General features: G+C 63.2%; 24 protein-coding genes. 13 read left to right on the top strand and 11 right to left on the bottom strand.

Annotated features, from left to right (window positions below; all coding sequences use genetic code 11):
* The first annotated feature begins 54 nt into the window (after positions 1-54).
* Positions 55-1,182 (top strand): DUF1120 domain-containing protein, encoded by a 1,128-nt coding sequence (locus NLX68_RS06300; protein ID WP_254283343.1) that lies wholly within the window; start codon positions 55-57, stop codon positions 1,180-1,182.
* Between the two features lie 45 nt (positions 1,183-1,227).
* On the opposite strand, the gene NLX68_RS06305 is transcribed toward NLX68_RS06300, so the two are convergent.
* From NLX68_RS06305 to NLX68_RS06330, 6 genes are all read right to left on the bottom strand, one after another.
* Positions 1,228-2,649, bottom strand: a complete 1,422-nt coding sequence (locus NLX68_RS06305) for an amino acid permease (protein ID WP_254283344.1) — start codon at positions 2,647-2,649, stop codon at positions 1,228-1,230.
* A 700-nt stretch (positions 2,650-3,349) separates the two neighbouring features.
* Positions 3,350-4,480: a 23S rRNA pseudouridine(2605) synthase RluB gene (rluB, locus tag NLX68_RS06310; protein ID WP_254283345.1), complete on the bottom strand. Its 1,131-nt coding sequence runs from the start codon at positions 4,478-4,480 to the stop codon at positions 3,350-3,352.
* Positions 4,481-4,630: 150 nt separating this feature from the next.
* Complete coding sequence (gene scpB, locus NLX68_RS06315) at positions 4,631-5,410, bottom strand: SMC-Scp complex subunit ScpB (protein ID WP_254283346.1); 780 nt, start codon at positions 5,408-5,410, stop codon at positions 4,631-4,633.
* Between the two features lie 15 nt (positions 5,411-5,425).
* Positions 5,426-6,124, bottom strand: coding sequence for a ScpA family protein (locus tag NLX68_RS06320; RefSeq protein ID WP_162471132.1), 699 nt, complete (start codon positions 6,122-6,124; stop codon positions 5,426-5,428).
* 128 nt (positions 6,125-6,252) lie between these two features.
* Positions 6,253-6,882, bottom strand: coding sequence for an L-threonylcarbamoyladenylate synthase (locus tag NLX68_RS06325; protein WP_254283347.1), 630 nt, complete (start codon positions 6,880-6,882; stop codon positions 6,253-6,255).
* A 13-nt stretch (positions 6,883-6,895) separates the two neighbouring features.
* Entirely contained in the window at positions 6,896-7,759 is an 864-nt protein-coding gene (locus tag NLX68_RS06330) for a PHP domain-containing protein (RefSeq protein WP_254283348.1), read from the bottom strand.
* A 66-nt stretch (positions 7,760-7,825) separates the two neighbouring features.
* Here NLX68_RS06330 and NLX68_RS06335 point away from each other — a divergent pair, with 66 nt between their 5' ends.
* The 6 genes from NLX68_RS06335 to NLX68_RS06360 all read left to right on the top strand — a co-directional run bounded on the left by NLX68_RS06335 (position 7,826) and on the right by NLX68_RS06360 (position 11,925).
* Positions 7,826-8,434, top strand: a complete 609-nt coding sequence (locus NLX68_RS06335) for a septation protein A (RefSeq protein WP_254283349.1) — start codon at positions 7,826-7,828, stop codon at positions 8,432-8,434.
* A 1-nt stretch (position 8,435) separates the two neighbouring features.
* Positions 8,436-8,735 (top strand): YciI family protein, encoded by a 300-nt coding sequence (locus NLX68_RS06340; protein WP_010223027.1) that lies wholly within the window; start codon positions 8,436-8,438, stop codon positions 8,733-8,735.
* Between the two features lie 121 nt (positions 8,736-8,856).
* Positions 8,857-9,261, top strand: coding sequence for a translation initiation factor 2 (locus tag NLX68_RS06345; RefSeq protein WP_010223028.1), 405 nt, complete (start codon positions 8,857-8,859; stop codon positions 9,259-9,261).
* Positions 9,262-9,268: 7 nt separating this feature from the next.
* Positions 9,269-9,946: a response regulator transcription factor gene (locus NLX68_RS06350; protein WP_254283350.1), complete on the top strand. Its 678-nt coding sequence runs from the start codon at positions 9,269-9,271 to the stop codon at positions 9,944-9,946.
* A gap of 119 nt (positions 9,947-10,065) precedes the next feature.
* Positions 10,066-10,527 (top strand): Spy/CpxP family protein refolding chaperone, encoded by a 462-nt coding sequence (locus NLX68_RS06355; protein ID WP_254283351.1) that lies wholly within the window; start codon positions 10,066-10,068, stop codon positions 10,525-10,527.
* A 63-nt stretch (positions 10,528-10,590) separates the two neighbouring features.
* Complete coding sequence (locus NLX68_RS06360; RefSeq protein WP_254283352.1) at positions 10,591-11,925, top strand: HAMP domain-containing sensor histidine kinase; 1,335 nt, start codon at positions 10,591-10,593, stop codon at positions 11,923-11,925.
* A 123-nt stretch (positions 11,926-12,048) separates the two neighbouring features.
* On the opposite strand, the gene NLX68_RS06365 is transcribed toward NLX68_RS06360, so the two are convergent.
* A complete protein-coding gene (locus NLX68_RS06365) occupies positions 12,049-12,603 on the bottom strand; it encodes a nitroreductase family protein (protein WP_254283353.1) in 555 nt (184 codons plus the stop codon).
* A gap of 100 nt (positions 12,604-12,703) precedes the next feature.
* Here NLX68_RS06365 and NLX68_RS06370 point away from each other — a divergent pair, with 100 nt between their 5' ends.
* Positions 12,704-14,158 carry a TrkH family potassium uptake protein gene (locus NLX68_RS06370; protein ID WP_254283354.1) on the top strand — a complete coding sequence of 485 codons (1,455 nt, stop codon included), beginning with the start codon at positions 12,704-12,706 and terminating at the stop codon, positions 14,156-14,158.
* Here the strand turns inward: NLX68_RS06370 and NLX68_RS06375 are convergent.
* Positions 14,115-15,194: an AraC family transcriptional regulator gene (locus tag NLX68_RS06375; protein ID WP_254283355.1), complete on the bottom strand. Its 1,080-nt coding sequence runs from the start codon at positions 15,192-15,194 to the stop codon at positions 14,115-14,117. The genes NLX68_RS06370 and NLX68_RS06375 overlap by 44 nt on opposite strands.
* Before the next feature lie 161 nt (positions 15,195-15,355).
* On the opposite strand from NLX68_RS06375, the gene NLX68_RS06380 reads away from it, so the two are divergent.
* A complete protein-coding gene (locus NLX68_RS06380) occupies positions 15,356-15,667 on the top strand; it encodes a DUF962 domain-containing protein (protein WP_254283356.1) in 312 nt (103 codons plus the stop codon).
* 96 nt (positions 15,668-15,763) lie between these two features.
* The gene (locus NLX68_RS06385; protein ID WP_254283357.1) at positions 15,764-16,363 is read left to right on the top strand and encodes an HD domain-containing protein; all 600 of its coding nucleotides are present in this window, start codon (positions 15,764-15,766) and stop codon (positions 16,361-16,363) included.
* Here NLX68_RS06385 and NLX68_RS06390 read toward each other — a convergent pair.
* Positions 16,331-17,176, bottom strand: coding sequence for a UDP-2,3-diacylglucosamine diphosphatase (locus NLX68_RS06390; RefSeq protein WP_254283358.1), 846 nt, complete (start codon positions 17,174-17,176; stop codon positions 16,331-16,333). The genes NLX68_RS06385 and NLX68_RS06390 overlap by 33 nt on opposite strands.
* A 135-nt stretch (positions 17,177-17,311) precedes the next feature.
* Between NLX68_RS06390 and NLX68_RS06395 the strand changes: the two genes are divergently transcribed.
* Together NLX68_RS06395 and NLX68_RS06400 are read left to right on the top strand one after the other, a co-directional pair.
* Positions 17,312-18,082: an AraC family transcriptional regulator gene (locus NLX68_RS06395; protein WP_254283359.1), complete on the top strand. Its 771-nt coding sequence runs from the start codon at positions 17,312-17,314 to the stop codon at positions 18,080-18,082.
* A 78-nt stretch (positions 18,083-18,160) separates the two neighbouring features.
* Positions 18,161-19,045, top strand: coding sequence for a DMT family transporter (locus NLX68_RS06400; protein WP_254283360.1), 885 nt, complete (start codon positions 18,161-18,163; stop codon positions 19,043-19,045).
* A gap of 3 nt (positions 19,046-19,048) precedes the next feature.
* On the opposite strand, the gene NLX68_RS06405 is transcribed toward NLX68_RS06400, so the two are convergent.
* A complete protein-coding gene (locus tag NLX68_RS06405) occupies positions 19,049-19,333 on the bottom strand; it encodes a SelT/SelW/SelH family protein (RefSeq protein WP_010223040.1) in 285 nt (94 codons plus the stop codon).
* Between the two features lie 70 nt (positions 19,334-19,403).
* On the opposite strand from NLX68_RS06405, the gene NLX68_RS06410 reads away from it, so the two are divergent.
* A complete protein-coding gene (locus NLX68_RS06410; RefSeq protein ID WP_254283361.1) occupies positions 19,404-21,593 on the top strand; it encodes a patatin-like phospholipase family protein in 2,190 nt (729 codons plus the stop codon).
* A gap of 7 nt (positions 21,594-21,600) precedes the next feature.
* On the opposite strand, the gene NLX68_RS06415 is transcribed toward NLX68_RS06410, so the two are convergent.
* The gene (locus tag NLX68_RS06415; protein WP_010223043.1) at positions 21,601-22,035 is read right to left on the bottom strand and encodes a MarR family transcriptional regulator; all 435 of its coding nucleotides are present in this window, start codon (positions 22,033-22,035) and stop codon (positions 21,601-21,603) included.
* Between the last annotated feature and the right edge of the window lie 57 nt (positions 22,036-22,092).

A 22,092-nucleotide genomic window follows, 5' to 3' on the forward strand; every position in this document is an offset into this window, starting at 1 on the left:
ACCACACGTTGTGTCGTCCTTCCACACACCGCTCTGGTGAGGACGCGTCAAATCATGAACACCCGGCAAAATTCCCAGCTTGTATTGCTTCTTCTCTTCAGCCTGCCGCTGACTGCCATTGCCGGCGAATGCCGACTGCAGGTCACGCCGGCGCCGCTGGACTATGGCACCCTCGACCGAACCCGCCTGCAGCCCGGCAGCCCGGGCCTGGCGCTACTGGAGAAAACCGCCCAATTGACCTTGAGCTGCAGCGAACCCACCGACCTGAGCCTGTTCTACACAGCCAATGCCCTGGATACCGAGCGCTTCGAACTGAGCGCTGGCGGGTACTATCGAATGCGTGCCGAGGATGCCGTTGTCGACGGCGAGCGAGTCGAGCTGGCCCGGATCGAGCAGGCCGGCGCGCTACCGGGCCCGGCCAGTGGCTCGCTGGGCTGGCAACCGCGTAGCGGCATGGTCCCCGTCCGCGCCGGCCAGGCGGTGCAAGGCCGCAGCCTGAACCTGAACCTGGTATTCGAAGCCGAACTGTCCGCCAAGGCCTTTGAAGTGCGCGAGTCGACCGCGTTCCGTACAACCGGGCAGTTCGTTGCTCCGCTACCCGGCAGCCATGCAGAACTTGCCTTGCAATGGCAGATCCAGCCAGCAGCCTGCACGCCGATGCTGTCTCAGGGCGGGGTGGTGGATTACGGCAAGATCAGCATGCAGAGCCTGAACAGCGACAAACGCACGCGTCTGCCCACGCGCCAGCTGAACCTGTCGATCCAGTGCGACAGCCCGGCGCGCTATGCCCTGCTGATGCAGGACAACCGCGATGGCAGCGCCGTGGTCGACTCCCTTAACTTCTATGGTTTGGGCCGTGATGCCAGCGAGAACAAGATCGGCCTGTACGAGGTGCAGATCGACCCGCTGCACATCAGCGCCGACCAGTTGCCGGCGGTGTACGTCACCCAGTCGACCCGCGGCACGGGCTGGAGCACCGCGGGCAGTACCAGCAAACCGCTGACCACCACCACCCTGCTCGGCTTCAACGATGTCGAGAACAACATTAGCGGCCCGATCGCCATCCGCCACCTGAGCACGCCGATCAACATCATGCCGGTGATCGCTGCCACCGACGAGCTGGACAACCGCCAGGACATCCACCTCGACGGCTCGGCCACTATCGAGATCATCTACCTGTAAACGAAAACGCCCCGCAGAGCGGGGCGTTTTTTTCAACCGGGTGAATCAGCGCTTGAGCGAGGCAGGGGTAGCCGCAGCCGCCGCTTTGCTGCGGTTGGTTTTCAGGCTGTAGCACACGCCCATCACCAGCAGCCAGACCGGAATCGCATAGACCGAGATCTGGATGCCCGGGATCTGCAGCATGATGCCCAGGATCAGCACCACGAAGGCCAGGCAGATGTAGTTGCCATAGGGGTACCACAGCGCTTTGAACAGCGGCGTCTGGCCAGTCTTGTCCAGGTGCTGGCGGAACTTCAGGTGCGAGTAACTGATCATCGCCCAGTTGATCACCAGGGTAGCCACCACCAGCGACATCAGCAGCTCCAGTGCATGCTGCGGCATGAAGTAGTTGAGCAGTACGGCCACCAGGGTCACTGCAGCAGAGGCCAGGATCGAGCGTACCGGCACACCGCGCTTGTCGATCTTCGACAGGCTGGCCGGAGCATCGCCCTGCTCGGCCATGCCGTAGAGCATGCGGGCATTGCAGTAGGTACCGCTGTTGTACACCGACAACGCCGCAGTCAGCACCACGAAGTTGAGGATGTGCGCGGCCACATCGCTACCGAGCAGCGAGAACACCTGCACGAACGGGCTTGCACCATAAGTGCCACCGGCCGAGTCCAGGCTGGTCACCAGGCTGTCCCATGGAGTCAGCGACAGCAGCACCACCAGGGCACCGATGTAGAAAATCAGGATGCGGTAGATCACCTGGTTGATCGCTTTGGGGATCACGGTCTTCGGCTTGTCGGCTTCAGCGGCGGTGAAACCGAGCATTTCCAGGCCACCGAAGGAGAACATGATGATCGCCAGGGCCATCACCAGGCCGCTGACACCATTGGGGAAGAAGCCGCCATGTTCCCACAGGTTGCTCACCGAAGCCTGCGGGCCGCCGCTACCACTGACCAGCATCCAGCTGCCCAGGGCGATCATGCCGACAATGGCCAGGACCTTGATGATCGCGAACCAGAACTCGGCCTCGCCAAACACTTTGACGTTGGCCAGGTTGATGGCGTTGATCAGGATGAAGAAGGCTGCCGCCGAGGCCCAGGTCGGAATCTCTGGCCACCAGTAGTGCACATACTTGCCGACCGCGGTGAGTTCCGACATGCCGACAAGGATGTACAGCATCCAGCAGTTCCAACCGGAGAGAAAGCCGGCAAAACCACCCCAATACTTGTGCGCGAAGTGACTGAAGGAACCGGCTACCGGCTCTTCAACGATCATTTCACCCAGCTGGCGCATGATCATAAAGGCAATGAAGCCACAGATCGCGTAGCCGAGGATCATCGACGGGCCCGCCGATTTCATCACCCCGGCCGATCCCAGGAACAGCCCGGTACCAATTGCACCGCCCAGGGCGATCAACTGGATATGGCGATTTTTCAGGCCGCGTTTCAGCTCGCCTGAATGCGTGTTTTGTCCACTCATGAACGAAGTCACCTGCTTGTTTTTATCTGTGACGGAATCGGACCCACCGCGCTCGTGGCGCAGCGGAATTAACAAGGTGGTTACCTTGAAGGTTCTTGGACGAGGGTTCAGGTCGCGGGCAAGAGCCCTGGACGCATCAACCGGGTGTCAGCAAGAGTGCGAGGTACGCATTGGGGTCACAGTTAAAACGCGGCGCATTGTATACCCCTGCAGACGCGCAGGGGTCAACACGTTGCGTGACTGTCTGACGACAAAACGCACCGTTCCTGAGGAAAGGGTCAAGCCTGGGGGGGTAATTGGCGTACATAGCGCCTCCATTTGTTCTTATCAATGCCTGGCTCTCCGGCCCGGCTACGCATCGCAATGGCGCCTATCTCACCGCTGCGCAGACCTGCGGGCAAGCTGTTGACGGTTACGTAAAGCGCCCCGCCCCGGGCGACTCGGAAAGTTCTGTTTACAGCAGAAAAAAAAACGCAGGAACGGCCCGATAACTGGCAAGCATTTGTAACGAAACATTTACAAGGCGGTTTAAATTCTTTCCACACCTTACGGAAGTATCTGTAAGACAAGGAAATTTTGAGCAAAAAAAAGCCAACCCGAAGGTTGGCTTCTTCAACACTGTAGGAGCGGGCTTGCCCCGCGATTACGATTTATCCGATCCAACGCAATCGCGGGACAAGCCCGCGCCTACCCACCCACCTTACGGGCGTGGTTTGTTGCGGGTGCTGCCCGGACGCTTGGGTGCCGGCTTGCCGCGCTTGTTCATGTCGCTCGGGCGCTCGGCCACCGTGCTGCTGCCACGGCCACTGTCCTTGCGCGGGGCTTCGCCACGCGGTTGGCGGGCTGGACGCTCCTCGCCCCGCGGCTGACGGGCAGGACGTTCGGCTTCACCACGGGGCTGACGTGCAGGGCGCTCACCAGCAGTGGCTGCATCCTGAGCCGGACGCAAGGTGCGCACGCGCTCGCCACGGCCCAAAGGACGGGTGGACTTGCGCTGCAGGCGCTCGAGCTTGTCCTTGGACTTGTGGTTCAACGCCGGCATGGCCACCGGAGTCAGGCCCACTTCAGCCGCGAGGATATCGACTTCCTGCTGGCTCATTTCGCGCCAGCGGCCCATCGGCAGGTCGGAGTTGAGGAACACCGGACCGAAACGCACGCGCTTCAGGCGGCTGACCACCAGGCCCTGGGATTCCCACAGGCGACGTACTTCACGGTTACGGCCTTCCATCACCACGCAGTGGTACCAATGGTTGAAGCCTTCACCGCCAGGCGCTTCCTGGATGTCGGTGAAACGCGCCGGGCCGTCTTCGAGCACAACACCGGCCTTGAGGCGGGCAATCATGTCTTCGTCGACTTCACCACGCACACGCACCGCGTACTCACGGTCCATTTCATAGGACGGGTGCATCAGGCGGTTGGCCAGTTCACCGTCGGTGGTGAACATCAGCAGGCCGGTGGTGTTGATGTCGAGGCGGCCGATGTTGATCCAGCGGCCTTCTTTCGGGCGTGGCAGGCGGTCGAATACGGTCGGACGGCCTTCCGGGTCGTCACGGGTGCAGATTTCGCCGTCGGGCTTGTTGTACATGATCACCCGGCGCACGGTTTCGGCGGCTTCTTCGCGCTTGATCAGGCGGCCGTCGACCGAAATCGCATCGTGCAGGTCGACACGCTGGCCAAGGCTGGCATCGACGCCATTGACCTTGATCCGGCCCTGGCTGATCCAGGCCTCGACGTCACGGCGCGAGCCCACGCCGATACGGGCGAGAACTTTTTGCAGTTTCTCGCCTGATGGCGGCAATGGCTGGGTTTCTTGCAGGTCTTTTTCACTCATGCTGGGCACCTCCCGGTGTATTGACAAAAATCTGGTATGGCGAGCAAGCGCCAAAAAGGGTCGCGAATCATACGCTGATCGCGGCGTGAACGCACCTGAGACTAGTCGAAATTGCAAAAGTTGCCGGGACTCTCCGCCCGAAGGCCGAGGTTACTGATGCGGCGCCTGCGGTTCGGTTTCCAACGGCTCGGCATCGAGGTCGACCGGTGTTTCGTCGATCAAGTCATCGAAGTCGGTCTTGAGCCCTTCTTCCATGGCGTCCAGCTCGGTCAGCAAGCTGCGGAAGCTGGTTTCTTCCGGCGCCTCCTGCGGCTCGGCGCTGGCATCGGCCAGGGCCTGCAGGTGCGCCGGCACCGGCGCGTCGTCCAGTTCCAGCACAGGTTCCGGCTCCGGCTCCATCTCGCGCAATTCGGCCAAGGGCGGCAACTCGTCGAGGTTCTTCAGGTTGAAGTGGTCGAGAAAGGCCTTGGTGGTGGCGAACATCGCCGGTTTGCCGGGCACTTCACGGTAGCCGACGATACGAATCCATTCGCGTTCGAGCAGGGTCTTGATGATGTTGGTATTGACCGCCACACCGCGCACGTCTTCGATCTCGCCGCGCGTGATGGGCTGACGGTAGGCAATCAGCGCCATGGTCTCCAGCAGTGCCCGGGAGTAGCGCTGCGGGCGCTCTTCCCACAGCCGGCCGACCCAGGGCGCGTAGTCCTCGCGAATCTGCAGGCGGAAACCCGAGGCCACTTCCTTGAGCTCGAAGGCGCGGCCATTGCAGGATTTGCGCAGCACCTCCAGGGCCTTCTTGAACACCGCAGGCTCCGGGCGCTCAGCCTCCTCGAACAGCTCGTACAGGCGCTCGAGGGATTGCGGTTTGCCCGAGGCCAGCAAAAAGGCCTCGAGCAGGGGCGCCAGGTCGCGCGGTTCATTCAGGTTCATGGGCTTGCTCAGTTGTTACTCGGCGCGGGCGCGGACATGGATCGGCGCAAAGGGCTCATTTTGCACCAGTTCGATCAAGGATTCCTTGACCAATTCGAGAATCGCCATGAAGGTCACCACCACCCCGAGCTTGCCCTCCTCGGCCGTGAACAACTCGACGAAGGGCACGAAACCGCCGCCCTTGAGACGTTCAAGCACTTCGCTCATGCGCTCGCGAGTCGACAGCGCCTCACGGCTGACCTGGTGGCTTTCGAACAGGTCGCCACGGCGCAGCACTTCGGCCATCGACACCAGCAGTTCTTCCAGGCTGACCTCGGGCAACAGTTTACGCACCTTGGCCTGTGGCGCGTCCAGGCGCGGCACGACGACCTCGCGGCCGACGCGGCTGAGGCCATCGATGCCTTCGGCGGCGGCCTTGAAGCGTTCGTACTCCTGCAGGCGACGGATCAGCTCGGCGCGCGGGTCGGCTTCTTCCTCCTCGACCTCGGCGGAACGCGGCAGCAACATCCGCGATTTGATCTCGGCGAGCATCGCCGCCATCACCAGGTACTCGGCGGCCAGCTCCAGGCGTACGGTCTTCATCAGCTCGACGTAGCCCATGTACTGGCGGGTGATTTCCGCCACCGGAATGTCGAGGATGTCGACGTTCTGCTTGCGAATCAGGTACAGCAGCAGGTCCAGTGGGCCTTCGAAGGCCTCCAGGAACACTTCCAGGGCATCCGGCGGGATGTACAGGTCCACCGGCATCTCGGTCATGGCTTCGCCATACACCAGCACCAGCGGCAGTTCCTGCTGGGCCCCTGCTTGCGGATCGATGCTCGGCTCGGTGCGGGTCGCCTGGCTCACGCTTCGACCATGAACGGCGCAGGATCGCCACACCCGATGCGGATCACTTCCGGCTCGTCACCGGCCAGGCTGATCACGGTCGAGGCCTTGAGGTCGCCAAAGCCGCCATCGATGATCAGGTCGACGTGATGCTCCAGGGCCTGACGGATCTCGTAGGGGTCGGTCATCGGCTCGTCTTCGCCGGGCATGATCAGGCTCACGCTCATCAGCGGCTCATCGAGTTCTTCGAGCAGGGCCAGGGCGATCGGGTTGGACGGCACTCGCAGGCCGATGGTGCGGCGCTTTTCGTGCAGCAGCAGGCGCGGCACTTCACGGGTGGCGTTGAGGATGAAGGTGTACGGCCCCGGCACATGGGCCTTGAGCAGGCGAAAGGTGGCGGTATCGATCTTGGCGAACAGGCCCATCTGCGACAGGTCGCAGCAGATCAGGGTGAAGTTGTGGTTCTTGTCCAGCTGGCGCAGGCGGCGAACCCGTTCAACGGCGTTCTTGTCGCCGATCTGGCAGCCCATGGCGTAGGAGGAATCGGTGGGATAGACCACCACACCGCCCTTGCGAATGATTTCGACGGCCTGTTTGATCAAGCGCGGTTGCGGGTTTTCCGCATGAATCTGGAAAAACTGACTCACGTTCTCTTCCTGTTCAGACTGCCGCGATAGGCTGCTCATGTTTGAATCGGCGCCACAGTGGTGGCAGGTCCTCTGGCAACGGCCGGTAGACACCGATCTCGCCCCAGGTGCCCGGGCCATGAAAATCACTGCCGGCACTGGCCAGCAGACCGAATTCACGGGCCAGGATCGACAGAGTGCCTACCTGTTCAGCCGGCATCATGCCGTTGACCACTTCCAGCGCCTGGCCGCCTGCTTGAATATAGTCGGCAATCAGCCGGCGGCGCTTGCTGCGGGTTAAATCGTAGTGCATCGGATGGGCCAGGCTGACCCAGGCATCGGACTGGCGCAGGGTCTCGACGGTTTCCTCCAGGGTTGGCCAATGCAGCTTCACATCGCCCAGCTTGCCGGCCCCCAGCCACTTGCGAAACGCCTCGGCGCGGTCTTTTACATAGCCTGCGCGCACCAGGTACTCGGCAAAATGCGGGCGCGCCGGGGCATTGCCGCTGTCGCCCAGCTCCTGCTGAATGGCCCGGGCACCCTCGAGCGCACCCTTCATGCCCTTGAGCGCCAACCGTCGGTCGATTTCTTCCGAACGCAGCCAGCGACCACGGTGCAGCGACTCGACCGCGGCCTGCAAAGGCGCGGCGTCGAGCGGGAAGTTGTAGCCCAGCACGTGGATGGTCGCCCCGCCCCAGGTGCACGACAGCTCGATGCCGCTGACCCACTGCATACCCAGCGCCTGGGTCGCGGCGCGCGCTTCGAGTTGGCCCTCGAGGGTGTCGTGATCGGTCAGCGAGAGCATCCGCACGCCGTGCTCATGGGCCCGGGCAACCAGTACCGTTGGCGACAAGGCGCCGTCGGAGGCCGTACTGTGGCAGTGCAGATCAACATTCATAGGTGGCGCTTTCGCTGTCATTGATGTTTGTTATTATGCCGACACATCCTGCTTCTGGCTGCCACTGTGAAACAATTCATCGATTTCATCCCGCTGCTCCTGTTCTTCATCGTCTACAAGCTCGAACCGCGTGCCGTCGAATTCGCCGGGCACAGCATTGAGCTCGGTGGCATCTACAGCGCCACGGCGATGCTGATCATCAGCTCGCTGGTGGTCTACGGCGCCCTGTTCATTCGCCAGCGCAAGCTGGAGAAGGGCCAGTGGCTGACCCTGGTCGCTTGCCTGGTATTCGGCGGCCTGACCCTGGCCTTTCACAGCGAAACCTTCCTCAAATGGAAGGCGCCGGTGGTCAACTGGCTGTTCGCCCTGGCCTTTGCCGGCAGCCACTTCATCGGTGACCGGGTGCTGATCAAGCGCATCATGGGCCACGCCCTGACCCTGCCGGAGCCGGTATGGACGCGCCTGAACATCGCCTGGATCGGCTTTTTCCTGTTCTGCGGTGCCGCCAACCTGTTCGTCGCCTTTACCTTCCAGAGCTTCTGGGTCGACTTCAAGGTGTTCGGCAGCCTGGGCATGACCGTGCTGTTCCTGGTGGCCCAGGGCCTCTACCTGTCCCGCCACCTGCATGACGCCGACTCCAGCACCCCGCCTTCAACCCCTAAGCACGAGGAATGACATGCTTTACGCCATCATTGCCACAGACGTAGCCGATTCGCTGGAAAAACGCCTGGCCGCCCGCCCGGCGCACATCGAACGCCTGCTGCAGCTCAAGGAACAAGGCCGTGTGGTCCTGGCCGGCCCGCACCCGGCAATCGACAGCAACGACCCCGGCGCCGCTGGTTTCACCGGCAGCCTGATCGTCGCCGAGTTCGACTCGCTGAGCGCCGCCCAGGCCTGGGCCGATGCCGACCCGTATATTGCCGCCGGCGTCTACGCCAACGTCATCGTCAAGCCGTTCAAGCAAGTCCTGCCGTAATCCCCTGGGGCGGTGGCCGAGCAGGCACACCGCCCTTTGCAGCTTTCGCTGCGCAACTGCTCATTATTCTCGCCTGATGGCCGACAACCTCCTGAACCACTCAATGGAATCAGGAGTTCCGATGCGTCAAGGTCCGTTGTCCCTGCTGCTGTGCCTGTTGCTGCTGACCCCCTTCGCCCAGGCCGAAGAGCCCGCCGGCTCCAGCACCCCGTTGTCGCTCAGTGCCGGTAGCCAGATCACCGAGCTGCAACAGCGCCTGAAGGAAAGCGAGCGCTTGCGCGAAACCCTGGTCCAGCAACTGCACAACGCCGACAGTGAACGCGAAAGCGCCCAGCTCACTCGCCTGCGCCAGGAAAACCAGCGCCTGAAACTGGCGATCAAGGAATCACAGGCCAGCGCCGCACCGAAACTCATCACCGACCAGCAACAATGGTTTTTGATTGGTGGCGCAGTTGCCCTGTTTGCGGCACTCTGCGGTATCTTTGCCAGTGGCGGACACAGAAAGCGTCGGCAATGGTTGAATTGAGTGAGTCATGAGCGAGCTGTTACTGATTGATGATGACCAGGAACTCTGCGAGCTGCTCGGCAGCTGGCTGACCCAGGAAGGTTTCGTGGTACGTGCCTGCCACGATGGCCAGAGTGCCCGCAAGGCCCTGGCTGAACAAGCGCCGGCCGCCGTGGTGCTGGATGTGATGCTGCCCGACGGCAGCGGCCTGGAACTGCTCAAGCAACTGCGCAGTGAGTACACCGAATTGCCGGTGCTGATGCTCTCGGCCCGTGGCGAGCCGCTGGACCGCATTCTCGGCCTGGAACTGGGCGCCGATGATTACCTGGCCAAACCCTGCGATCCGCGCGAGCTCACCGCCCGTCTGCGCGCCGTGCTGCGCCGCAGCCACCCGAGTGCGACGCCCAGCCAGGTGGAAATTGGCGACCTGTGCTTCAGCCCGGCCCGTGGCGTGGTCAGCATCGATGAGCACGAACTGGCCCTGACCCTCTCCGAAAGCCGCATCCTCGAAGCCCTGTTGCGCCAGCCCGGCGAGCCGCTGGACAAGCAGGAACTGGCACAGCTCGCCCTGGGCCGCAAGTTGACCCTGTACGACCGCAGCCTGGACATGCATGTCAGCAACCTGCGCAAGAAGATCGGCCCGCACGCGGACGGGCGCCCGCGCATCGTTGCCCTGCGCAGCCGCGGTTACTACTACAGCCTCTAATGTCAGTGCAGCGACCAGGCGTCTTTACTCAAGCTTTACCCTTGCCTGACCGCCGCTGACCTTGATCTCTCTAGACTGGGTACATCCGGTAATGACCGGTCTCAACAAGGAGAGTCACCATGCGCAAGACCCTTATCGCCCTGATGCTCGCTGCCGCCCTGCCTACCGTCGCCATGGCCATGCCTGATGCTGGCGGCTCGCCCCACGGGGAGCATCATAGCGAGCACCAAGGCGAGTACCACCGCGGTGGAGGCGAGCACCACCGCGGTGGAGCGCCTTTCGCCCAGCTGGACCTGAGCCGCGAACAGCGCCAGCAGATCGGCAAGCTGATGGGCGAGCAGATGAAGAGCCGCCACGAAATCACCCAGCGCTACCTGGAAAAACTCCCGGCCGCTGACCAGCAGGCCCTGAAAGATGAGCTCAAGGCCAAGAGAGACAAAACCCAGGCCGAGATTCGCGCCCTGCTCAAACCCGAACAGCAAAAGCAGTTCGACGAAATGAAGAAGAAGCAGGATGAACGCCGCGCCGAATGGGCCGAGTTCAAAGCCTGGAAAGCTGAAAAAGCCAAAAAGGCCCAGTAAGCTGTCAGTCGCCCGCCCGGCCTGCCCCAGCAGACCGGGCTTGTTCCGTTAGAGGTGTCTCTTTTGCGTTCATTGTTCTGGCGCATCCTGGCCAGTTTCTGGCTGGCCATCGCCCTGGTTGCCGGGTTGTCGATTCTGCTCGGCCACATGCTGAACCAGGACGCCTGGATTCTCAGTCGCCATCCGGGCCTCAGTACCCTGGCCAAGAACTGGACCCAACGCTATGAGCAGCAAGGGCCGGAACATGCCCAGCATTACCTGGAACACCGCAAGCGCCGCTACAACATCGACGTGCAGGTACTCAATGACAGTGGCGATGCCGTGGTACCTGGAACCTTCCCGCGCCGCGCCGCCGCTTTCGAAGCACGCCGCCACAATGACGAAAGGCACCTGCCGTGGCGGCGCCTGACCGAGGAGTACACCAGCCCCGACAGCGGTGAAACCTACCTGTTTATCTACCGCATTCCGCATCCGGAGCTGGACGCCTGGCACCGCGACAGCCTGCTCTGGCCGCTCAGTGCGCTGGGGATTGCCTTGGTGGTGCTGACCCTGTTCAGCCTGCTGGTGACCCTGTCGATCACGCGCCCCCTGAGCCGCCTGCGCGGCGCCGTGCATGACCTGGGGCAAACCGCCTACCAGCAGAACAGCCTGGCACGCCTGGCCAACCGCCGTGATGAGTTCGGCGTGCTGGCCAACGACTTCAACCGCATGGGGGCTCGGCTGCAGAGCCTGATCGGCAGCCAGCGCCAGCTGTTACGCGATGTATCCCATGAACTGCGCTCGCCCCTGGCACGCCTGCGCATCGCCCTGGCCCTGGCCGAACGCGCCGGACCCGAGCAGCGCCAAGCCCTGTGGCCACGCCTGACCCGCGAGTGCGACCGTCTGGAAGCGCTGATCAGCGAGATTCTGGTGCTGGCGCGGGTCGATGCCGAGCAGGCGCGGGCCGAGCCGGTGGACCTCGATGCGCTATTGGCCTCCGCGCACAAGGACGCGCAATTGGGTGCGCCGGAGCAGGACATCCAGCTGCAGCATGAAACCGGGCTCAACCTGCAAGGCTGGCCGACGCTACTGGAACGGGCGCTGGATAACCTGTTGCGCAACGCCGTGCGTTTCAATCCGGTTGGGCAACCGATTGAAATTACCGGGGTACGGGATAACGACAAGATAGTGCTGAGCGTGCGTGACCACGGGCCGGGAGTGGCCGCGGAGCACTTGGCGCAACTGGGTGAGCCGTTCTACCGTGCGCCCGGGCAAAGCGCCGCCGGCCACGGCCTGGGCCTGGCCATTGCGCGCAAGGCGGCGGAGCGCCACGGCGGCAACCTGAGCCTGGGCAATCACCCGGAAGGCGGGTTTGTGGCCAGGCTGGAATTGCCGCTAGTCGGGCCGGGCAAGGCTTGAGAATGCCGGGGCTGCTGCGCAGCCCATCGCTGGCAAAGCCAGCTCCCACAGGTCCGGTGCACACAGGTCCACTGTGGGAGCCGGCCTTGCCGGCGATAGGGGCGGTACAGCCCCTACAAAAACTTACCCCCAGGCACTGACGAAGTCAGCGGTCGCCAGCACCGGCGCCGTGCGCGGCTCATGCTGCGGGGTACCCAGGTACAGGAAGGCGATGATCTCTTCGCTATCCGCCAGCCCCAGCCCTTTGGCCACATGCTTGCTGTACGACAGCTCACCGGTGCGCCACACCGCACCGATACCCTGGGCATGGGCGGCCAGCAGAATACCGTGGGCCGCACAACCGGCCGCCAGGCGCTGCTCGGACTGCGGCACCTTGAAATGATCCTGCAGGCGCGCGACCACAACCACCAGCAAGGGTGCCCGCAAGGGCATGGCCCGGGCCTTGTCGAGTGCCGCTTCGCTGGCGTCACCGTTGAGTTTCACCGCGTCGGCCAGCAACTGGCCAAGCTTGAAGCGCGCCTCGCCCTCGACCGTCAGAAAGCGCCAGGGCCGCAACTGGCCGTGGTCCGGCGCACGCAGGGCGGCCTGAAACAGCGCCTCACGTTGTGCGGCATTGGGTGCCGGGTCCATCAGACGTGGAACCGAAACACGGTTGAGCAATGCGTCGAGAGCCTCCATTGGCTACCCCTTGTAAATAAATGTCGGGCTATTCTAGCGTTTACTTAAAAAGGTCCATAGGTAGAATGGCGCCCTTCCGTTTCGAGTCAGAGCAGATCACATGGCGTTGCCGACCTTAAGGATCATTGGTTTCATCATCGGCATCTTCCTGATCACCCTGGCGATCAGCATGGTCGTGCCCATGGCCACCCTGGTGATCTTCGATCGCACGGGCGACCTGCCGTCGTTCCTCTGGGCCAGCATGATCACCTTTGTTGCCGGCCTTGCCCTGGTCATCCCGGGCCGCCCCGAGCACGTGCACCTGCGCCCCCGCGACATGTACCTGCTGACGGTCAGCAGCTGGCTGGTGGTGTGCATCTTCGCTGCCCTGCCGTTCTTGCTGACCCAGCACATCAGCTACACCGATGCCTTTTTCGAAAGCATGTCCGGTATCACCGCCACCGGCGCTACCGTCCTTAGCGGCCTCGACAGCATGTCGCCGGGGATCCTGATGTGGCGCTCGCTGCTGCACTGGCTCGGCGGTATCGGCTTTATCGCCATGGCCGTGGCGATCCTGCCGCTGCTGCGTATCGGTGGCATGCGCCTGTTCCAGACCGAGTCCTCGGACCGCTCGGAAAAGGTCATGCCGCGCTCGCACATGGTCGCCAAGTCGATCGTGCTGGTGTACATCGGCATCACCACCCTCGGCGCCCTGGCCTTCTGGCTGGCCGGCATGAACCCCTTCGATGCGATCAACCACGCCATGTCGGCGATCTCCACCGGCGGTTTCTCCACCTCCGACCAGTCCCTGGCCAAGTGGGACATGCCGGCGGTGCACTGGGTCGCGGTGGTGGTGATGATTCTTGGCAGCCTGCCGTTTGCCCTGTACGTGGCGACCATTCGCGGCAACCGCAAGGCACTGATCAAGGACCAACAGGTGCAGGGGCTGCTGGCCATGTTGCTGGCCACCTGGCTGGTGCTGGGCACCTGGTACTGGGCCACCACCGACCTGCACTGGCTCGACGCCCTGCGTCACGTGGCGCTGAACGTGACCTCGGTAGTGACCACCACCGGTTTTGCCCTGGGCGACTACAGCCTGTGGGGCAATTTCTCGCTGATGCTGTTCTTCTACCTGGGCTTTGTCGGTGGCTGCTCGGGCTCGACCGCCGGCGGGATCAAGATCTTCCGCTTCCAGGTCGCCTACATCCTGCTCAAGGCCAACTTGAACCAGCTGATTCACCCTCGGGCGGTGATCAAGCAGAAGTACAACGGCCACCGTCTCGATGAAGAGATCGTGCGTTCGATCCTGACGTTCTCGTTCTTCTTCGCCATCACCATCTGCATCATCGCCCTGGCCTTGTCGCTGCTGGGCGTCGATTGGATGACGGCGCTGACCGGTGCCGCCAGCACCGTATCGGGCGTTGGCCCGGGCCTGGGAGAAACCATAGGCCCGGCGGGCAACTTCGCCACCCTCCCGGATGCGGCAAAGTGGATCCTGGCCTTCGGCATGCTCCTTGGCCGCCTGGAAATCATTACGGTGCTGGTGCTGTGTATGCCGGCGTTCTGGCGTCACTGACCGGCCCATTCTCCAGCGGGGCTGTCGCGGCCCCGCTCAAACGCGCCCGGTACTCGCCAGGCGTGGCGTTGAACCAACGGCGAAATGCCCTGAAGAAATTGCTCGGGTCGGCAAAACCCAACAGGTAGGCGGCTTCCAGCAAAGTCATGTTGGGTTGCGCCAGGTACTGCTCGGCAAGCTCCCGACGGGTATCGTCCAGCAGCGTCTGAAAACTCGTCCCCTCTTCCTGCAAGCGCCGCTGCAAGGTGCGCTGCGACAAGTGCAGGGCCTGGGCGATGGTTTCGCGCTTGGGCTCACCCTGGGGCAGCACCCGGCACAGCACCTGGCGTGCACGGTGGGTGACGCGGCTTTCCGAGAAGCGCGCCAGGTACTCGCCGGCAAAACGGTCGTGCAACACAGCCATGGCTTCATTGGCGGTCGGCAGCGGCGCCTCCATGTCGGCGCGCTCGAACACCAGCGCATCGTGGGGCGCGCTGAACTCCAGCGGGGCATGGAAGGCAGTCTTGTAAGGTGTCAGGTCCTTGGGCTGCAGCCCCTGGATCAGCACCCGACGCGGCTGGATCACCCGCCCGCTGAGCCAGCTGCACAGCGACAGCGCGCAGGCCAGCGAGGCTTCGGCGCTATGCCGGGTCGGCGGCAGGTGATCGCCATGGACGGTAAGAACCAGCGCATAACCGTCGGGCTGCAGACGAAAACTCAAGTCGGAGCTTTCGGCGATGATCCGCTGATAGCGCACCAGCCGTTCGAAACCTTCGGCCAGGGTGCGGCTCGACATCAGCGCATAACCGACCACATGAAAGGACGCCGGGCGTACCACTCGCGCCATGTTCAGGCCGATCGCCTGGTTGCCGGAAAGATCAACCGCCAGTTGCCAGAGGCGGGTCATGGAATCCTGGGTGAAACGTGCGTCGGGGTCATCGAGCGCAGCGAAATCCAGGCCAAGTTGCTTGAACATGGCACGGCAATCGAGCCCTTCCAGTTCGAGTGCCTTGACGATGCCTGATGCCCAGCTTGCTGAAGTGGTTCTTTCGCTCATGGCTGGCTTCTTTTCTTACCGGCAAGCCGCTCCTGCGGCGAACTCAAAGGATACTCAATTGGCGCCTATTGTCACTGCTCTGTCGTGTTACTCACTCTAGACTCAGATCAGGCTCCACGCCGTGTATCTTTGTCAGGTCGAGAAGCCTCTGGAGCACTATCGTGAACAGCCCTCAGCAATTTCGCAGTTTTGCCGAGTTCTACCCCTATTACCTGAGCGAGCACAGCAACCCGATGTGCCGCCGCCTGCATTTCGTCGGCACCAGCCTGGTCATCGCCGTGCTCGCCTTTGCCCTGGGCAGCGGCAGCTGGCGGTCGCTGCTGGCCTTGCCCCTTGCCGGTTACGGCTTTGCCTGGGCCGGACACTTCTTCTTCGAGAAAAACCGCCCGGCCACCTTCACACACCCGCTGTACAGCCTGATCGGTGATTTCGCCATGTACCGCGACATGTTGCGCGGCAAGATCAGCTTCTGATTTCGGCCCGCAAGGCCAGAAACCCGTCCCGCGCGGCCACTGTCCCGACCAACGGTGCGGGTAGAGTGCCTTGAAACACCGCGTTTCGGAGCGCCGATGAACCAGCAGGCCCGTTTCATTCACATGCAGGACGGTACCGAACAGGACTGGGCAATCATTGCCGATGACTTTCGGGCCTATGCCAGCCAACTGGCCAACCGCATCCTGGCGCACTTGCGCCTGCTCGATGGCGACTTTGGCGGCTTTCCCATCGACCGCCTGAGCCATTCGCTACAGACCGCCACCCGCGCCTGGCGCGACGGGCGTGACGAGGAGTACGTGGTCTGCGCGCTGCTGCACGACATCGGCGATACCCTGGGCAGCTACAACCACCCGGATATCGCCGCCGCCATCCTCAAGCCCTTCGTCAGCCCGGAAAACCTATGGATGGTGGAGAAGCACGGGATTTTTCAGGGCTACTACTTTTTCCATCACCTGGGCATGGACCGGCACCTGCGCGAGCAATTTCAGGACCATCCGCAGTACCAGCAAACCATCGAGTTCTGCGCCCGCTACGATGCGGCGGCCTTCGATCCAGCCTACGACAACCTGCCCTTGAGCTTTTTCGAGCCCATGCTGCAGCGCCTGTTCGCCCACCCTCGGCAGTCAATCTACAAAGCCGCGCTACAGCAGCCCGCCGCCACCGCCACCGCCTGAATCAACCAGCGCCTCAAGCCCGGCTTGGCGCCGGGCGGCTTCGGCCTGGGCATCGGCCAGGCAATAGAGCTCGATGCTGCCATCCCAGTGCTCGATCAGCGCCGTGCACGACTCGACCCAATCGCCACAGTTGAGGTAATCCACCTCGCCGACCTTGCGGATCTCGGCATGGTGGATATGCCCGCACACCACACCGTGGAAACCGCGCTTGACGCATTCATGAGCGATGGCCTCTTCAAAGTCGCTGATGAAGCTGACGGCGGTCTTGACCTTGTGCTTCAGGTACGCCGACAACGACCAGTAGCCGTAGCCATAGCGGGCACGCCAGTGGTTGAGCCAGCGGTTGAGGGTCAGGGTGAACTCGTAGGCCGAATCGCCCAGAAATGCCAGCCAGCGGTGATAGCGGGTGATCACGTCGAACTGGTCACCATGAATCACCAGCAGGCGCCGGCCATCGGCCGTCAGGTGCTCGGCCTGGTCGACCAGCTGGATATTGCCCAGCACCAGTTTGGAGTAGCGGCGCAGGAACTCGTCATGGTTGCCGGTGACGTAGATCACTTCGGTGCCACGCTTGCTCATGGTCAGCAAGCGGCGGATCACGTTGGTGTGCGCCTGGGGCCAGTACATGCCGCCGCGCAGCTTCCAGCCATCGATGATGTCGCCGACCAGGTAGATGCGATCGGCCTGATAGCCCTTGAGAAACTGCGACAGGTGCTCGGCCTGGCAATCCCGGGTGCCCAGGTGCACGTCCGATATCCACAAGGTGCGTACGCGCTGTTTGCGCGAGGGTCTGGCAAGCTCGGCACGGGTCATCGGCAGGCTCCGGGAAGGTTTGCGCCAGCTTGCCAAGCGGTGGTTAATCGAAAGTGACCATCAAGTGTCGATCTGATGACATGCCCACCCCGCCGCCCAGCCTGTACACTGCGGCGATTGCCGGAGGACCTTTCGATGAGCAGCGGCCCGATTCTTTCCCTGCGCCATTATCGCCACGACCTGATCGCCCATAGCCACGAACACCCGCAATTGGTGTTCGGCCTGCGCGGGTGCCTGGAGTTCGAGGTTGAAGGCCGCGGTGCGCGGCTTGATCGCCAGGACCTGATGGTGGTCCCGGCCGGCAGCCACCACACCTGCGGCAGTACCGCCGGCAGTGATTGCCTGGTGCTGGATATCCCCGCCGACGATTGGCTGAGCCAGCGCCTGGGCGCGCACCTGGGTGCCAGTCAGCGCCTGCTGGAACGCGCCAGGTCATTGAACCTGGACCATCGCCAGCAGCAACTGGTGGACTGGCTGGCGGCAAGCCCGATCAACGACCCGCTCATTGCCCAGCAGGGCGCGGTATTGCTGCTGGCCAGCCTGAGCAGCAGCGCGACACCGGCTACAGCGATGGCGACACCGTCACTGCCGTACGCCCGCTTCGACGCCCATATCGAGCAGAACGCCGCCTACCCGCTGCAGGTAGCCGACCTGGCGCGTCTGGCCGGGCTGTCCAGCGCGCGCCTGCATGCGCGGTTCATGGCCGAATGCGGGGTCACGCCCATGGACTATGTGCGCCAGCGCCGCCTGCTGCGTGCCCGCCAGTTGCTGCGCGACACCCAGTTGCCGATCGGCGAGATCGCCTGCCAGGTCGGCTACAGCTCGCAAAGCGCCTTTGCCGCCGCCATGCTCAAGGCCTTTGGCCGCTCCCCCGGCGCCTTGCGGCGAGACTCTGAAAACAATTGACGCGAGGACCGCGACAGACAGTGGCAGCGACCGGCTCGTAAACTGACGCCGCTGCCCTGCCCTACCACAAGGACCACCATGAACCACCGCACTGCCCTCGGCGCCCTGCACATCGGCGCATTGTTCTTCGGCCTGACCGGCGTGTTCGGCAAACTGGCCAGCGCCGCGCCTGCGATCATCGTCTTCGGCCGCGCCGCCTTTGCCGTGTTGGCCCTGGGGGTGTTCGCAGGCTTCGCCCGCCAGGCCTGGCAACCCCTGCAAGCACGGGACTGGCAACGTCTGGCGCTGGGTGGCGTCTTGCTCGCCGGGCACTGGGTGAGTTTTTTCATCGCAGTAAAAGTTGCCGGTGTCGCCATCGCCACCCTGGGCTTTGCCAGCTTTCCGGCCTTTACCGTGATCCTTGAAGGGCTGCTGTTTCGCGAACGCATCCGCAGCAACGAGATCATCCTGGTGCTGCTGGTGAGCATCGGCCTGGTGCTGGTGACCCCGGACTTCGACCTGGCCAGCCAGGCCACTGGCGGTCTGCTCTGGGCCCTGCTTTCAGGCCTGTTGTTTGCGCTGCTGTCGCTGACCAACCGTGCCGGTTCCGGGCGCATCCCGGCGGTGCAGGCAGCACTGTGCCAGAACGCCGTGGTCGCCTTGTGCCTGTTGCCGGCTGCGGCGCCCGCGCTGGGCGCCGTCAGCGCCATGGACTGGCTGTGGATCGGACTGCTCGGGGTATTCTGCACCGGCGTGGCCCACAGCCTGTTCGTCGCCAGCCTGGCGGTGATCAAAGCGCGCACCGCCGCCGTAGTGTTTGCCCTGGAGCCGGTCTACGGCATCGCCATGGCCTGGGCCATCTTTGCCGAAACCCCGACCTTGCGCATGTTGCTCGGTGGCGTGCTGATCATCCTCGCAATCGTTATTTCCAGCCGTCTGGAGGCCAGCAACCCACCAGCCAAAACCGCGGCCGTAGAGGGCTAAGGATCAGGGCCGGTCGCTGTGACCGAGGTCGCGCTGCGGATCGATCTGGTCGCGCACGCGCTGCTTGAGCACCTTGGCTTCGGGGAAGCCGCCATCAGCCTTGCGCTCCCAGATCTGCACACCATCGCAGGTGATCCGGAAGGTGCCGCCCGTGGCAGGCTCAAGGGCCACCCGGGCCAGGTCGTCGCTGAAGGTGCTCAACAGTTCCTGGGCCAGCCAGGCGGCGCGCAGCAGCCATTGGCATTGGGTGCAGTAGGTAATGACAATTTCCGCTTTAGGCGTGGACATACACTGAACGTCTCCTGACAGGTGGGCATGCTTATACTAGCGGTCTTTAGCCTTCGCTCCGAGAGCCATGATGCACCGCCTGCTGTTATCCCTGCTGCTGTTGTTCGTTTCCCTCCCGCTGCTGGCAGCCGAAGCGCCCCGACCGAAAGTCGGCCTGGTGCTCTCCGGCGGTGCAGCCCGTGGCCTGGCGCATATCGGTGTGCTCAAGGCCCTGGAAGAACAGGGCATCAAGGTCGATGCCATTGCCGGCACCAGCATGGGAGCGGTGGTGGGCGGCCTGTACGCCTCCGGCTACAAGGTCGAGGAGCTGGAAAAACTGGCGCTGGGCATCGACTGGCAACAGGCGCTGTCCGACGCTCCGCCGCGTAAGGACGTGCCGTTCCGGCGCAAACAGGATGACCGCGACTTCCTCGTCAAACAAAAGCTGAGCTTTCGCGACGACGGCAGTCTGGGCCTGCCACTGGGGGTGATCCAGGGCCAGAACCTGGCGCTGCTGCTGGAAAGCATGCTCGCCCACACCAGCGACACTCGCGACTTCGACAAGCTACCGATCCCCTTCCGCGCCGTGGCCACCGACATCGCCAGCGGCGAGAAAGTGGTATTCCGCCGTGGCCACCTGCCCCAGGTGATTCGCGCCAGCATGTCGATCCCAGCGGTATTCGCCCCGGTCGAGCTCGATGGCCGGCTGCTGGTCGATGGCGGCATGGTCGACAACATCCCGCTGGACGTTGCCCGCGAAATGGGCGTGGATGTAGCCATCGTCGTCGATATCGGTACCCCGCTGCGCAGCCGCAAGCAACTGGCGACCGTGGTCGATGTCCTCAACCAGTCGATCACCCTGATGACCCGGCGCAACTCCGAGGAGCAACTGGCGGCCCTGCACCGCGACGACATCCTCATCCAGCCACCACTGTCGAGCTTTGGCGTCACCGATTTCGGCCGCGCCCAGGACATGATCGACGCCGGCTACCGCGCGGCCCGCGCCCTGGATACGCGCCTGGCGGTGCTCAAGCGCCCGCCAACTACCGATGGTGAGCTGCTGGCCGCCCGCTCACCGAGCCAGCGCACCCCGGTGATCACCGCCATCCGCATCGAGAACGATTCGAAAGTCAGCGACGACGTGATCCGCTACTACATTCGCCAACCCATCGGCGAGCCGCTGGAACTGGGCCGCCTGCAGACCGACATGGGCACCCTCTACGGCCTGGACTATTTCGACCGGGTGCAATACCGGGTGGTGCACAAGGGTAACGACAACACCCTGGTGATCAACGCCCGTGGCCGTCGCGGCGGCACCGACTACCTGCGCCTGGGCCTGAACCTGTCGGACGACATGCGCGGCGACAGCGCCTTCAACATCGGCGCCAGCTACCGGGTCAATGGCATCAACACGCTCGGCGCCGAATGGCTGACCCGCGCCCAGATCGGCGACCAGCAGGAGCTTTACAGCGAGTTCTATCAGCCGCTGGACGCTGGTTCGCGTTACTTCATCGCCCCATACATCGACCTGGGCTCGCAGAACATCGAGGCCACCCTGGACGACGACCCGATTGCCGAGTACCGCCTGGAACGCTACGGCTTCGGCCTCAACCTGGGGCGCCAGATCGGCAACAACGGTGAAGTGCGTTTCGGCGTTGGCCAGGCCTGGGGCCAGGCCGAGGTGCGCATCGGCGACCAGGACCTGCCCAAGGTCAACTTCAACGAAGGCTTCTATGAGCTCAAGTATTCGTTCGACACCCTCGACAACGTCTACTTCCCCCATAGTGGCGAAGACATCAACCTGACCCTGCGCCAATACGACCCGAACCTGGGCTCGGACCAACGTTACCGGCAGTGGGATTTCAATCTGGACAAAGCCATGAGCAGCGGCCCCAACACCTGGGTGGTGGGTGGCCGTTACGGCAGGACCCTGGATGATGCCGAGGTGGTCACCTCAAGCTTCGTGCTCGGCGGCGCCCGGCAACTGTCGGGTTTTCGCCAGGACTCGGTGTCCGGGCAGAACGTCAGCCTGATGCGCGTGGTCTATTACCGCCGCCTGACCCCGCGCGCCTACCTGCCGCTGGACTTCCCGCTGTACCTGGGCGGTTCGCTGGAGCGCGGCCGGGCCTGGAACAACGACAACGAGTTCGACAGTGGCTACATCAATGCAGCCAGCATCTTCGTCGGTTTCGAAACGCCCCTGGGGCCGCTGAACTTCAGCTATGGGGCCAACAGCGAGAATCAGAAGGCGATGTACCTGAACCTGGGTCACACCTTCTGAGGTGGGCTCAGGACTTTTCCAGGTTGGCCAGGATTCGTGCATGGACGCGCATGCAGATGCGCAGTTCCTCTTCGTCGACGCCGACGAACAGCTCGGCGCGCAGGGCGTTGGCAATGGTTTCGATCTGCTCGATCAGCGGCGTGGCCGGCGGGCAGAGGACGATCTTTTTCGCCCGACGATCCTCCAGCACCGCCTGACGGCGTACCAGGCCCTGGGTTTCCAGGCTGTCGAGCAGGCGAGCCAGGGTCGGGCCTTCGACACCGACACTCTGGGCCAGCTCGCGCTGGGTCGGTGCTTCGTCAAATCGGGCCAGATGCAGCAGCACCAGCCAACGGGCCTGGGACAGGTTCAGCCCGGCCAGGCGGCGATCCAGTTCGGCGCGCCAGCCGCGGGACATGTGTGCCAGCTGCATCCCGAATTTGTGTTGGTCGGTCAACGGCATAGAGAAACTCATCATCAGAACTAATTATTAGTCAGCTAATCATGACCGTGAGCCGCA

It is taken from the genome of Pseudomonas sp. SBB6, from assembly GCF_024213215.1.
GTDB classification, from domain to species: domain Bacteria; phylum Pseudomonadota; class Gammaproteobacteria; order Pseudomonadales; family Pseudomonadaceae; genus Aquipseudomonas; species Aquipseudomonas donghuensis.